15 protein-coding genes and 1 tRNA gene are annotated in these 12,358 nt (G+C 40.9%); 1 reads left to right on the plus strand and 15 read right to left on the minus strand.

The features are described 5' to 3' along the window. Positions 1–193 precede the first annotated feature (193 nt). The 15 genes from P4361_RS12815 to P4361_RS12885 all read right to left on the minus strand — a co-directional run bounded on the left by P4361_RS12815 (position 194) and on the right by P4361_RS12885 (position 11,610). The gene (locus P4361_RS12815; protein WP_328089667.1) at positions 194–598 is read right to left on the minus strand and encodes a DUF2515 family protein; all 405 of its coding nucleotides are present in this window, start codon (positions 596–598) and stop codon (positions 194–196) included. 142 nt (positions 599–740) lie between these two features. Continuing rightward, positions 741–1,313, minus strand: coding sequence for a DUF502 domain-containing protein (locus P4361_RS12820; protein WP_062232107.1), 573 nt, complete (start codon positions 1,311–1,313; stop codon positions 741–743). Between the two features lie 13 nt (positions 1,314–1,326). Continuing rightward, complete coding sequence (dat, locus tag P4361_RS12825) at positions 1,327–2,184, minus strand: D-amino-acid transaminase (protein WP_091005652.1); 858 nt, start codon at positions 2,182–2,184, stop codon at positions 1,327–1,329. A gap of 274 nt (positions 2,185–2,458) precedes the next feature. Then, positions 2,459–3,715, minus strand: coding sequence for an MFS transporter (locus tag P4361_RS12830; protein WP_328089668.1), 1,257 nt, complete (start codon positions 3,713–3,715; stop codon positions 2,459–2,461). Between the two features lie 177 nt (positions 3,716–3,892). Next, positions 3,893–4,147 carry a hypothetical protein gene (locus P4361_RS12835; protein ID WP_053354312.1) on the minus strand — a complete coding sequence of 85 codons (255 nt, stop codon included), beginning with the start codon at positions 4,145–4,147 and terminating at the stop codon, positions 3,893–3,895. A gap of 95 nt (positions 4,148–4,242) precedes the next feature. Further along, on the minus strand, positions 4,243–5,070 hold the full coding sequence (gene nadE / locus P4361_RS12840; RefSeq protein WP_256226998.1) for an ammonia-dependent NAD(+) synthetase: 828 nt from the start codon (positions 5,068–5,070) through the stop codon (positions 4,243–4,245). A 121-nt stretch (positions 5,071–5,191) separates the two neighbouring features. Further along, entirely contained in the window at positions 5,192–5,572 is a 381-nt protein-coding gene (kapB, locus tag P4361_RS12845; protein WP_062232096.1) for a sporulation phosphorelay system protein KapB, read from the minus strand. Next, complete coding sequence (locus tag P4361_RS12850) at positions 5,559–5,870, minus strand: hypothetical protein (RefSeq protein WP_053354315.1); 312 nt, start codon at positions 5,868–5,870, stop codon at positions 5,559–5,561. Before P4361_RS12850 ends, kapB begins: the two co-directional genes overlap by 14 nt. A gap of 96 nt (positions 5,871–5,966) precedes the next feature. Then, on the minus strand, positions 5,967–7,856 hold the full coding sequence (locus tag P4361_RS12855) for a fructose-specific PTS transporter subunit EIIC (RefSeq protein ID WP_328089669.1): 1,890 nt from the start codon (positions 7,854–7,856) through the stop codon (positions 5,967–5,969). After that, positions 7,807–8,781: a 1-phosphofructokinase gene (gene pfkB, locus P4361_RS12860; RefSeq protein ID WP_091005643.1), complete on the minus strand. Its 975-nt coding sequence runs from the start codon at positions 8,779–8,781 to the stop codon at positions 7,807–7,809. Before pfkB ends, P4361_RS12855 begins: the two co-directional genes overlap by 50 nt. Then, positions 8,778–9,527, minus strand: coding sequence for a DeoR/GlpR family DNA-binding transcription regulator (locus P4361_RS12865; protein WP_328089670.1), 750 nt, complete (start codon positions 9,525–9,527; stop codon positions 8,778–8,780). Before P4361_RS12865 ends, pfkB begins: the two co-directional genes overlap by 4 nt. Before the next feature lie 183 nt (positions 9,528–9,710). Further along, positions 9,711–10,649, minus strand: coding sequence for a rhodanese-related sulfurtransferase (locus tag P4361_RS12870; protein ID WP_328089671.1), 939 nt, complete (start codon positions 10,647–10,649; stop codon positions 9,711–9,713). Positions 10,650–10,738: 89 nt separating this feature from the next. Next, positions 10,739–10,813 (minus strand) — tRNA-Arg (locus P4361_RS12875). Positions 10,814–10,902: 89 nt separating this feature from the next. Beyond that, positions 10,903–11,286, minus strand: coding sequence for a DUF2203 domain-containing protein (locus tag P4361_RS12880; protein WP_053354319.1), 384 nt, complete (start codon positions 11,284–11,286; stop codon positions 10,903–10,905). 111 nt (positions 11,287–11,397) lie between these two features. Further along, a complete protein-coding gene (locus tag P4361_RS12885) occupies positions 11,398–11,610 on the minus strand; it encodes a hypothetical protein (protein WP_053354320.1) in 213 nt (70 codons plus the stop codon). Positions 11,611–11,881: 271 nt separating this feature from the next. Here P4361_RS12885 and P4361_RS12890 point away from each other — a divergent pair, with 271 nt between their 5' ends. Beyond that, the gene (locus tag P4361_RS12890; protein ID WP_256226997.1) at positions 11,882–12,355 is read left to right on the plus strand and encodes a DUF6081 family protein; all 474 of its coding nucleotides are present in this window, start codon (positions 11,882–11,884) and stop codon (positions 12,353–12,355) included. Positions 12,356–12,358 lie beyond the last annotated feature (3 nt).

Genomic DNA, 12,358 nt, shown 5'->3' on the forward strand with positions numbered 1-12,358 from the left:
CTTTGTAGCTATTGGGTGTGGTTGATTTCAGTTACAGGCAGCTCGCTTACCGCGGGGCGTGCGATAAGCCCCACGGCGCAACCGCCTTTGGGTCTTACCTGTCACGCTACCCGCGCAGGAGTCTCGCCCCTTGCACTCCAATCAACTGGTCAATGAAGGACCTTTACAGTAATGTCCCCAAAGCAACAATCTTTTAGAAAAGAGCCTTACCGTTAAACCAATCTCCCTTCACTGGAGAATCAGTAAAAAATGTATTCCAGGCGTCAAGCAATTTGGGCTGTTGGTCCGCAATTCGCAATATACAAGGTTGCAGCCTTTCATGAAAAAGCTCCCGGTTTAGGTGTTTGCCTGTTTCTATCCTGCTGGCTAGATCGTTAAATCTGGTGACCCGTATGCCAGCAAGTTTGGCATGGTTGTTATTATGAACCACCCGATCATCAATAAAATTTTGCTCATTAATAATAAGAGCCATGGTAAGGATCCGGCTCTCTTGACTGTGCCAAAAATGTTCCCAAATCGGTTTTATGAAGGCGGAGGTTTCAAGCCCTGGCAGTAAATGAAAAAGACTTCTTCTGGCACGTTTGCTTTCCTCATACAAGAGAAGCTGCGGTTATACATCTTGAAAGATGAGGCTGATCGCTGTCTCTAATGCCCAATAGATTGGAAGGCGGAAATAAAAAATAAACCCTCAAGGGCGGCAGGAAGACCGTTCTTGAAGGTTCAACAAAAGCAAGTTTCTCTTATTTGGACGCTACTCCTCCCGAAAGAATAAATTTCATGGCATCTTCAGGTTTAATGTCCAAAACAGTAATGTTGGCTCTTGGAACCAAAAAGGTAAAACCGGCAATCTGAAACGTTTGCGGAATATAAACCGCCACATGTCCCATAAATGCCTCTGAAAGAACCTCTGGATTGTCAGTCGTAATAAAGCCGATGCTTTTCAAACCATTTTCAGGCATTTCAACCAGTACGACTGTAGAAAACGATCGTTTCTCCCCCAGTAAGGACTGAAAAGTATCTTTAATGACAGAATAGAGAGTTTTGACGAGCGGGATCCTTTCTAAAGCCGAATCCAGTAATGATATGAACCGCCCACTGATATATTGAGACGAGAGCCATCCTAATATGGTTAAAAGAACAATTGTCGCAAGTATGCCGATTCCCGGAATATAATCATTCTTCATATAATTTTTCAAGGTATCGCCAAGGATGCTGTCTAGAAAATCAAACACCTTTACGAGAACATAAAAAACCAAAATAATAGGCAGTGCAGTCAAAATTCCATTGATAAAATATTTCGCAATAGCTTTCAAAACAAATACCCCTTTAATTTAGAACAGTCGGCTGGTTTATTTTTTCTTTAAGTTTCTTCTGAAGAAGACGAGTAATCGGACCAATCGGATAGGTCCCTTTTTTGTCTCCCGTCACTGCAATGACAGGGGCAATCTCCATCGTTGTGCTTGAGATGAAAACTTCATCTGCCTCGAGGAGGTCATCCGTAGTAAATGCCTGTTCAGTGACGTCAAAATTCTCTTCGTTTGCAATCGTTAAAATATGCTGGCGAGTAATGCCGTTAAGGATCAGGTTGGTAGCCGGATGCGTATACAATGTTCCGTTTTTCACGATAAACAGGTTAGAAGATGACCCTTCTGTACATGTTCCTTCCCGATGCTGGAGCGCTTCGTGGCATCCATGGTCTGCCGCTTTTCTCTTGGCCATCGTGTTGCCCAGCAAGTTCAGGCTCTTTATGTCACACCTCAGCCAGCGGATATCTTCTGTAAGATAGGTTTTTACCCCATTCTCCTGAGCTTGGACGGGTGGATCCATTTTTCTTGCAAAGCCTGTGATCAGGCAGGCTGAGTCCCGCTCATATAAATGATTCCTTGGAGATGCTCCTCTTGTCATCTGTATGTATACTATTCCATTATGAATCTTGTTGACTTCAATCAGTTTAACTGTCAGATCTATAATCGTTTCGAGTGTGTAAGGCAGCTTCATTTCAAGCTTGGCTGCACTTTCGGCAAATCGCTTGAAATGCTCTTCCATTGAAAATGGTTTTCCGCCATAAATATAAACCACTTCATAAATTCCGTCACCGAAATTATAGCCTCTGTCTTCCATATCAATAGAAGCTTGATCTCTCTTAATAATTTGGTCTCCATACAATACATACTGAGTTTCCATTTAGATATCACCTCGTAATCGATTATATGACACCAGCGGGCCGTTTATCTACCCTAAAGAAACGATTCCTTACCAAGTTTTTGGATGCGCAAAAGGATTTTGTCATGAATAACTTCAAAATAAGCGGAGATGGCTGCTGCCTTTTGGATTGCAGGTTTCCATCCAATGAAATACTCGATCAATTTCTGGTTAAGTTAAACGAACATATAAACTTTCCATTGTTATTAACCGTGCATGAGAAAACCTTCAGCCCTGCAGGCTGAAGGTTTATTGATTAGGCTGTTTGTTTTTGCTTCGTGCGTTTTTCCTCCAGAGACGGCAGCACTTTAATAAAAATGGCAATTCCTGTACAAGCCATTAACATGAATATAAAGGTCATCCCCATTCGAGGGATAAAATGGCCGAGTGTAATGCTGACTGCGGCAATGGTCATTGCTCCCCGGTATACCATTCCGCTTACCGCCATGTAAGAACTGCGGAGATCATCGGGAGGAATGTCGGCAAGATAGGACTGTTCAATTGGAACAAACATCAATTCTCCAACCGTAGCGATGACCATAACTGTAAGCAGAATCAAGCCATGATTGCTGTAGGAAATGGTTAAGTAACCCACAGTATACAAAGCAAGTCCCAGAAAGAAAACACGTTTGTCTTTGAAGCGCGAAGTGATCTTGCTGACCAGAACAGCAAGAAGTACGACAAGCAGTGTGTTTTCTGTTCTCAGGATTCCCAGCATGTTGAAGCCATCTACTGAGAAGTTGAATAATTTCTGAACAGGCATATCTTGGCTTAAGCGGACAGAAACATAGTTTGATAAATGAAATTCAAGAGATAAGACCAATAAATAAGCAACGATAAACAAAATGAAAGTTGTATCTTTAAAAACGATTCTATAGCTGGATAAAATATCAGCCAGTACGCTTTTCTTTACTGTCTTCTTCACAGGAACATAGGTTTCCTTGATAAAAAATACGACAAGAATAACGGATACCATGGAAACAATGGATAGGCCGACAAGCAATTCAAAAAGATAATCTTTAAACAAGTAGCCTCCTGCCAAACCCCCAAGAGCAATTGAAAGATTATTTGTCCAATAGGTGATACCATACATGAATTTTCGGTTCTCTGGTGTGCTCACATCAATCAGCATCGCACTGGCCGCAGGGCCTGCCAGTCCCCAGCAGATGCTGTTAACCATCATCATGGCTATTGTTATGTAAGCAGCGGCCATTTCCGAATGTACCCATGGGCCATTTGCTGCTCCCATAATCAGTACACTAGCAAATCTTAACGTCTCTGCAATGGCCATGATTTTCTTACGACCAATGGTGTCTGCGTAATAACCGCCGTAAAATCCAACGAGGAAGCCAACCGCTATATTGATAATTAACAATATGCCGGTTAGGGATTCACCAACTCTTTCTGCTAAATAAATAGCCATAAAAGGATAGATCATGGCTCCTATGGATCCTGAGAGCAGTGATTCAACAATCCGGATTTTAATATTGGGGTGAAAATCTTTAAAACGCATGTTCACCCTCCTTCTTTTCGACTTTTATGATTAAAGCTTTGGTACATCAGCTTTCTAACTATACGAAAAATACCATATCCTGTCAAATTAGTTGATGGAAAACTTGAAATGTTTTAAACCTTCTAAATCATTTTTTCCTCAAAAAAAGATTGCCTTTTTTTGGCAATCTTCTTGTGTTTAGGACTCCTTCTTTGCTGAAACCACTTTTTTGTTTTTCAATGTGACGATATAGCGTTCTTTCCCTACTTTAACTTTAAATTTATTATCGTATTGGCTTTTCAGATCTTCATCTAACTCAAACTTTTTGTTGAAATAATCGCCCATTGCTTTTAAGTTTTCTTTTCGGGTATTTTCCCTTTGTATGGAGGAAAACAATACAATAACAAAAACAAGTGTACTGATTACAAATACAATTTTTGCTTTTTTACTCACAGTTTGCTTCCTTTCTCACATCATTCCAAAATAAGTATACATCATCTTTTCCATGAAAAAAAGCAGACTTTTGTCTGCTTTTAATGAGTTTAACTTTATTTCCACCAAGTATCATCAGGAGCTGCAGGCAAACGGCGCTTGTGCTCAGTAATCATATACCGGTGTTCAATTTTTTCTTTCGATTCAGGTGATACTTCTTTGCCTTCCAAGTAATCATCCAGTTCTTCATAAGTAATTCCAAGAGCGGTTTCATCCGGTACGAGCGGCTTGTCGTCTTCCAAATCTGCCGTAGGTACTTTCAAATAAAGTTTTTCGTCTGCCCCTAGCTCTTTCAATAAAGCCTTACCTTGCCTTTTGCTAAGGCCTGTGAGCGGAACAAGGTCACAGGCTCCGTCCCCATACTTTGTAAAGAAGCCCGTAATAGCCTCGGCTGCATGGTCGGTTCCAATAACAAGAGATTTATTTGCTGCAGCGATATCATATTGAACCTTCATACGCTCTCTCGCTTTAATGTTGCCTTTTAGAAAATCTGTTATTTTCCCGCCGGTTGCATTATGAAATGCTTGAGCAGAAGCATCGACCGCTCCCTTAATATTGATGGTAAGGGTTTTATCTGGCTGGATAAATTTTAATGCTCGCTGTGCATCTTCTTCATCTTTTTGTACTCCGTACGGCAGCCGTACTGCAATGAACTGATAGTTTTGATCGTGGGTTTCTTCTTTTAATTCGTTGATTGCCAGCTGTGCAAGTTTCCCGGCGAGCGATGAATCCTGGCCTCCGCTGATGCCTAGAACAAAGCCGTGCAGACCGTTCTTTTTTAAATACTCTTTCATGAATCCTACACGGTTCTGAATTTCTTCCCGCGGGTTAATTTCAGGTTTTACTCCGAGGTCCTGAATAATTTTTTGCTGTGTCTCATTCATCATGCCATCCACCTTTATCGTAGCGTTAAATTTATATTACCCTGTAACCTGTCATCAAAAACCATGTCAGGTTTTATCACATCATATTATAACACTTGCGATTTTTTCATCATAGTTTTATCTATAGCTTGTATTCTTTTTTTAGCTTCTTTAATTCTTCTAAAGATTTTTGAGCCCATTGATTGTCTGTTTCCACTACTTCAAGAAGATGTTCCTCAAATGCAGCTTTTAAGGAGGAGGAATAATCGGGAATCTCTCCATCAAATGGTTTTACAGTATGGATGGGAGCCCAAGTCTTTTCATGCAGGGCCAGTGCTTTTCTTTGATGAAAAAACGGAACATCCGATTGGTTCGGATTATGCAGATCACCTTGTCTAGGGTGTTTCAATACAGAGAGAACACTGACAAGCACCTTTCCATTTTTTATTTGTTCTGCTTCACCTATGTATTTCCCCGTTTTATAAAGCGCCGTCACTTTCATGCCTGGTTCAATCTGCTCCATGTTTTGCTCTCCTTTCGATTTCGTTTGATACTTCAAATGCCAAATCTTCGTTTCCGAACAAAGATAATACACCAAGGACGGTTGCATCCGGGATTTCTTCAGCTTCCTCTTTAGGGACGGTTTGTTCAAGCATATGGTTTAATAATTCATTCTCAGTCTGGCCCGGATATGCCCGAAAATAGAGCTGTTTTGGATCAATTCCTTGATTGATGCACCATTGAGCAAATACAAGAATCATCATGCCTTCATCTTGTTTAAAATTTTGAATAATTTTGTTTTCAATTTCATTGGGATCCATCTTTTACACTCCTTCTTAGACCTCTCTTTTCTATCATAGCATCACTTCCGGGAAAAGAAAAAGCCATCCATTTGGCGTTGGATGGCTTACCTGGTTTTATTGCTGAACAGGTTTTTTCCAGAACCCGACAAGAACCGCTGTCACGATGGCTCCAATTAAGATTGCGAGGCCATATAGAAGAGGATTGCCTTCAACAAACGGGATAACAAATACTCCTCCATGAGGTGCCCGCAGACCGATACCAAACAGCATAGTCAACGCTCCAGCTGTTGCAGAACCTGCCACAATGGAAGGAATGACTCGTCCAGGATCAGCAGCAGCAAATGGAATGGCTCCCTCGGTAATGAAGGAAAGTCCCATAACATAGCATGTTTTTCCGGCTTCACGTTCTTGCTTTGTAAACTTGTTTTTAAAAATAGTGGTTGCAATGGCTAATCCGAGTGGCGGAACCATACCGCCTGCCATAATGGCAGCATGGGGAGCAAAGTTACCTGCATCAATCATAGCAATACCAAATGTAAAGGCTGCTTTGTTGATTGGTCCTCCCATATCAATCGCCATCATTCCTCCGAGCAGCAAGCCCACCAGGATGGCATTCCCTTTTCCTAATCCTTGCAGCCAGTCAGATAGCGCTACATTCAATGCGTGTACAGGTCCGTTTATGACGAAGATCATAATCAATCCGGTAAGTAGAATACCAAAAACAGGATAGAGAAGGACAGGCTTAATTCCTTCAAGAGAAGTTGGCAGCCATGCCAGCAGTCTTTTCAGCCCAAGGACGATGTACCCTGCAAGAAATCCTGCGATTAGTCCACCTAAAAATCCGCTTTGGCCCGTTGATGCCAAGAATCCTCCGACCATTCCCGGTGCGAATCCAGGACTGTCAGCAATGCTTCGTGCAATGAAACCGGCAAGTACGGCTACCATCAATGCAAAGGCTGTTTTTCCTCCGATCGTATCGAGTGCAGCTGCAAACTGGTTGTAAGAAGGATCTTTGGGATCGGCAGAATGGATACCAAACATAAAGGAGATGGCAATCAGGATACCTCCTCCGACTACAAACGGAAGCATGTTGGACACACCATTCATAAGATGGCGGTAAAAGGCAGACTTTTGTTTAGTTTTCCCTTCGTTTTCTGAGCCCGATGGCCTGTTTCCTGGATTGTAAACGGTTCCCTTTTTAGCCGCTGCATCTTTCAGCAGGCTTTCTGGATTTCTGATTGCCTGTGCTACAGGTACTTGTATCAGTGTTTTTCCGCTGAAACGTTCCATTTCCACTTGTTTATCAGCAGCAACAATAATGGCAGTGGCCTTTTCAATTTCTGTGGAGGTTAATTTGTTCTTTACACCGCTTGAGCCATTTGTTTCTACTTTTAACAGCATACCTAATTCTGCTGCCTTTGCTTTTAGAGAATCTGCAGCCATATAGGTATGGGCAATTCCTGTAGGGCAGGCAGTAACGGCAAGAAGCAATGGCCGATCTTTTTCTGTTTCAAGAGGTCCAGCTTCCTTTTCCTTTCCTGCTTCCTCAGCCTCTTCTTTTTCGTTGATCATCGCTATGATTTCATCTTCATCCTTGGCATGAAGAAGCCCTTCACGAAACTTCATATCCATCAAAAATGCAGAGAGCTTGGATAACGTTTCAAGATGCTCATTGTTGGCTCCTTCACTGGCGGCAATCATAAAAAACAGCTTGGAAGGCTGGCCGTCCAGGGAATCATAATCAAGCCCATCCACACTTCTTCCGAAGGCGATGGCAGGAAATTGGACTGCAGCAGTTTTGGCATGCGGAATGGCGATGCCTTCTCCAATCCCTGTCGTGCTTTGTGATTCTCTCGCCATTATAGCCTCTTTAAAAGCTTTCCTATTATTCAGTTTTCCTGCTTCATCCAATATCTGAACCAGTTCATCTATCACATCTGCTTTTTCCTTCGATTCAAGATGAAGTTTTATCGTCTCTTTCGTGATTAATTCTGTAATTTTCATTCTTATCCCCCTCTATAACTTCTACCTTAACTTCAGGCAGATATCTCTCGATTTCAGCTGCTGTGCAGAATCCGGCTGAAAAGGCGGAAGCACTGCCGGCAGTGACACCATACTTAAAGGCCTCCAAAAGATTTTGATGCTGTGTGTAATGTGCTAAAAAACCTGCTACTACGGAATCGCCTGCACCGACTGAGTTTTTTACGATTCCAGATGGGACATTGGCATACGCAGAAATTGTTTTTGATACAAAAACAGCACCTTGGCCCGCCATGGAAACTAAGACGTTTTCCGCACCTTCATGAATCAGCTGCTTGCCATAAAATACAGCATCAGATGGATTTTCAATGGCTGCTCCAACTAGATCTCCAAGTTCATGATGGTTTGGTTTAATTAAAAATGGATGATGCCTTAATGCTTCCTGCAATGGATTTCCCTTGGTATCCAATAGGACTTGAGATCCTTTCGATCGGATGCCTGCTATTAGTTGACCATAAAATTTGACAGGTAAACTAGAAGGAAGACTGCCTGCTAGTACAACAAAGTCATCTTCCTTTAATTTGGAAAATAAATTCTTCTCCAGCAAAGAAAGATCAACTGAGCTTATCTCCGGGGAGATCCCGTTAATCTCTGTTTCTTTCCCTGTGTTTAGTTTAATATTGATTCTTGACTGTTCATGAACTCTGACAAACTGTGTGCCTATGTTATCTTTCTGAAGAGACTGTTCAATATAATCCCCTGTAAAACCGCCTATAAAGCCTGTGGCAATACTTTCGATTCCAAGGTTTTTTAAAACTTTTGAAACGTTTATTCCTTTACCGCCAGCCACGATGTTTTGCTCGTCAGCAAGGTTGATGGATCCTTCATTCAACTCATTGACTTTAACAAAATAATCAATGGAAGGATTTAAGGTAACTGTATAGATCAAAATTCCACCGCCTTTACAATCGTCTTCTTTTCATAAGATGTCAGTTGAATGTTGCTTTTCACTGTGATGATGGACGCTTCTTGCAGTGAAGCTACTTTTGAAAACGTGCTTTTTCCGAATTTCGAGGGGTCTGCTAAAACAAAACTTTCTTGTGAGAGTTCCAGCACCTTCTGCTTTAAAATGGACTCTTCAGGGTCTGGCGTCGTGTAACCCCATTCTTCGTGAATCCCATTAATACCGATAAAGCATTTGTCAAACCGATAATTCTCAAGACTTTTTATGGCACCGCTGCCGATCATGGCTCCGGTTTTAGATTTAATCATCCCTCCGACCAAATAAGTAGATATTCCTTTTTCTACTAGTGGCCCAACCTGCTGAATGCCGTTTGTCACCACAATGAGATTTGAGGGATTTAAGTAAGGTATCATTTGGAGCGTTGTCGTTCCGGCATCAAGATAAACACATTCATGTTCTTCAATTATAGAAGCGGCATATTGAGCGATCGCCCGTTTTTCTTTCATGTTTCTAAGATTTTTTTCTTCTACGGACGGCTCTTCCGATTTATCTTCTATCCTGGATGCTCCCCCATGAATGCGTTTTAGTTTTTTTGCTTTTTCAAGTCTGTCCAAATCTCTGCGGATCGTTGACTCTGAAGAACCGGTTTCCTGAACAAGCTCTTCAAGTGTAACCACTTTTTGTTTTTCCATAAGTGAAAGAATAATTTCTTGCCGCAATGTAAATAACATACCAGCCCTCCCTCTTAATAACCCATTATAAAGTAAGCCCTTTCAAAAAACAATCAAAAACTATCATAAACAATCAATATCATTCAAATAGTTTAATTTTCTGTCAAAATCATTCAAATTGAAAGTGGAAGATTTTGAAAGAAAAAAAGCAGCCAGCGTAAGCTGACTGCTTGAGTGATTTAATTATTGTGCTTTTGTTTCTAGAACTTCGTTTTCAATCTCATAACGGTTTTTCGGATGCTCACGGCATTCATCGGAACAAGATCGTTTATATTTCGTTTCACATTCTTCACAGCAAACATGTTGTCGATTGCATTCTGGATTTGCACAGTTAACATAACGATCTTCTGTTTTACCGCAATAGTAGCATTTCGCGATTACCACATCTTCTTCTGTTCGGTTGACCGGTACTGAAATCCGCTCATCAAAGACGTACATTTTACCGTCCCAATAACGGCCTTTCGTTTCCTCGTCTTTTCCGTATGTGACAATACCGCCGTGAAGCTGGTAAACATCTTCAAAACCTTCCTGTAGGAGGAAGCCGGAGAATTTCTCACAGCGAATTCCTCCAGTACAGTACGTGAGGACTTTTTTATCTTTAAATTGGTGAAGGTTTTCTCTCACCCATTTTGGAAAATCACGGGATGCCTTAACATCTGGCCGGATGGCATTTCGGAAATGGCCGATCTCATATTCGTAGTCGTTTCTTCCATCTACGATCACGACATCATCTCTCTGAATCATTTCCATCCATTCTTTTGGGCTTAACCGTTTCCCTGTTAATTCATTAGGGTCGACATCTTCATCGAGGCGCCAGGTTACAAGCTCTTTTTTAGGACGCACGAACATTTTTTTGAACGCATGCTCGTCATTCTCGTCAATTTTAAATACCATGTCAGCAAAACGGGGATCGCTTTTCATATCCCTCATATATTGCTCTGTCTGCTCCACTGTTCCTGAGATCGTTCCATTAATCCCTTCAGGAGCAACAATAATTCTGCCTAGAACGCCTAATTCTTTACAATACTTTAAGTGTTTTCGGGCAAAATATTCATGTTCTTCAATTGGAACATATTTATAATAAAGTAAAATCCGATATGGCTTTTGCATTTCGTTTGACATTATGATCACCAACCTGCAACGTTGAATTTTTTTTTGAAATGCATATAAAAAACCACCGGTATGACCCCGTGGTATTTATAACTTTTAAATGGCGCGCCCACCAGGATTCGAACCCAGAATACGAGAGCCGAAATCTCGTGTGATATCCATTTCACTATAGGCGCTTGGTTACCGTCACGAGATATATCATAAACAATTTCCGAGAATAAAACAAGCGTTTTTCAGAAAATAAATTTTAAAATATTTTCCGGACTTAATTTTCCAAAGATTTCCGGTTGATATAACCGTCTTCTTTTCCATGATAATACGTGATCGCAGGTTCTCCCTGCCTCCAGCAAAGCAGCACTTCTTTATCCCCTATAATAGCTGGAAAATCAACAAGGCCTGAATGGATATCTTTTAGTTCAGCACCGAAAGAATGAATGTTATGGATGTAGCTTTGAGCTTCAATCTCCATAAAATCCAGTTTGCTTTCGATGGTAAAAAAATCATCATTCGGGGGATTTTCAGATAAACGCAATCGTTCTAATTCATCATAAAATTGTACAAACGAATGCTGAAGCTGCTGAAGGGATTCTAACTCACGTGAAATGACTGGCAGAAGCTGATTCGCTTCTTCAACAGTAAAATATTTCATGCTTAAAAACTCCTCTAGTGTAAAAGTACTCTTCTATTATAGCAACACTTTGGAGAATTGGCATCAATTATGTTCTTCAGCGGGGGAAAGACCGGGCTCCTCCCGGCATATTTATGCCCGTATCGCTTGCTTTCGAGGCTGTTTTAAGTCCAGATAAAAATCTCTTACGGTTTCATCCTCAAGGAGTTCCGAAAAATCCCTTCTATATTCTGAACTGATCAATATATGTGCAACCAGCGGATTTGCCTTCTTTTTAAGCAGCCGTCTGAGTGTCATCCACTTTTCACTTTTGGTTTTCAAATGAAATTTTGTAATAAACAGCATAATTCTATCATCCGTGCTGAAGTCCTTCCCATTACAACTGTATAATGTAAGACTAGTAAACCCTTTCATAATACGCTCACCTTCCCCTTCGCGTTCTTTTTACCATTATTATTCAATATTTTCAGAAATATACTTGTCCTGAAAAATAAAACTAGTTTATCTACCAATCTCAATTACTAGACTTCGGTTTGCTAACCAGCTCCTTTTTTGCTTTAATTGAATTATCAAAAAATGGGAGTTGCGATGATGGACAAATCAAATCAATGGCTCTATCTCTTTTGAAATTTCCATCCGTGCGAGGACAGAAAATACGGTTCCTGATGATCTATACGATGGCTTTGTTTCCTTGAATCTTTTGGATTTCAGTACAGGTGCAGCACTTGATTTTTTCGCAGGAAATGAGAAATATGCCAGTGTCTATGGTATATTGCCCTTCCCTGGAGTCGAGGTTCCAGATTCAGGACAAACGAAATATTTTTGCATTTTTACAGAAGAAATCGACTTTAAGAAACGGGAATTTAACACGTATAAGATTATTTATCACAGAGGAAAAGATGAGGTTGTCTTTTTGGTTAACGGGAAAGAGGTTCGAAAAGAAGCAAATGTCCCGCTTAAATTCAACAGCTTTACTGTTGCACTGGGGCTCATGACGGAAAAAGATTTGTCGCCTGAAGGCAGCACTTCGCTGCATGGGCAAGGAATTATCGGAGAATGGTCTCCTATAACGATCACAATTAACGAATAAGAA

This window comes from Fictibacillus sp. B-59209 (assembly GCF_036216745.1).
In the GTDB taxonomy this organism is placed as follows: domain Bacteria; phylum Bacillota; class Bacilli; order Bacillales; family Fictibacillaceae; genus Fictibacillus_C; species Fictibacillus_C marinisediminis.